Source organism: Mesorhizobium sp. M7A.F.Ca.US.006.04.2.1 (genome assembly GCF_004022915.1).
In the GTDB taxonomy this organism is placed as follows: domain Bacteria; phylum Pseudomonadota; class Alphaproteobacteria; order Rhizobiales; family Rhizobiaceae; genus Mesorhizobium; species Mesorhizobium ciceri.
Map to the genome: position 1 here is coordinate 1 of NZ_RZQA01001513.1, position 696 is coordinate 696.

Annotated in this window: 2 protein-coding genes; one reads left to right on the forward strand and one right to left on the reverse strand. The window is 60.2% G+C overall.

All coding sequences use genetic code 11. The features are described from left to right. Positions 1–326 (reverse strand): ABC-type transport auxiliary lipoprotein family protein (locus tag EN925_RS38420; protein ID WP_245487479.1); only part of this gene is annotated, 326 nt, incomplete at its 3' end. A gap of 177 nt (positions 327–503) precedes the next feature. On the opposite strand from EN925_RS38420, the gene EN925_RS38425 reads away from it, so the two are divergent. Then, on the forward strand, positions 504–696 hold a 193-nt coding region (locus EN925_RS38425), incomplete at its 3' end, for a DUF2062 domain-containing protein (RefSeq protein WP_128337492.1).

Sequence of the window (696 nt, forward strand, 5' to 3'; positions counted from 1 at the left end):
TGATAATCGATCGCCAGCCCCTCGCCCGGCTTGCCAACGCCGGCAAAGCTGCCGGAGCGCTGGAAGGTTTCGGCGAGCCTGGCCTGCACGATCAGCGGCAGCCGGTCGGCCCATTGCGCGCCCTTGAGGTACTGGATTGAACGGTCGGACGGCTTGATGACGATGTTCTGGCTGTCCAGCGCCTTGAGCGCGGAAGGCTGGGCAATAAGGATCTGGCGGCGGCTGTGGCCATGCGCGTCGATCGACGAAGCGGAAAGCTCGAACGTATCGAGCGGCGCCGGCTTGCCTCCCAATGCCGCGCAACCGGCAAGAGTCAAGCCAAGCAACGCCAAACTAGCATTCAGGGCATCCGTTTTGAGCCCAAGCGATTTCACACGCGATCACCTTATTCCCAGTATTTCTAAACCTGACAAACCGGAACAAAGCAACACAGCCCGCGTTTTTTCTACAGCGATCATTCCGACGGACAAGTCCCGCAGCGTTAGCGGAGTTAAGGAACGAGAGTGCTCTTTCGACGTCGAAACCCGGATGGTTTCTTCGAGCGCTTACGCACCTATATGTGGCCGCGTAGTTCCTTCTCGCGCTCGCCCCAGTACTTTTCAAAGCGCATCCTGCGGCTGAACGCCACTCCACACGCCGTGGCGGCAGGGGTCGCGGCGGGGGTCTTCGCCTCATTCTTCCCGGTGGGTTTCCACT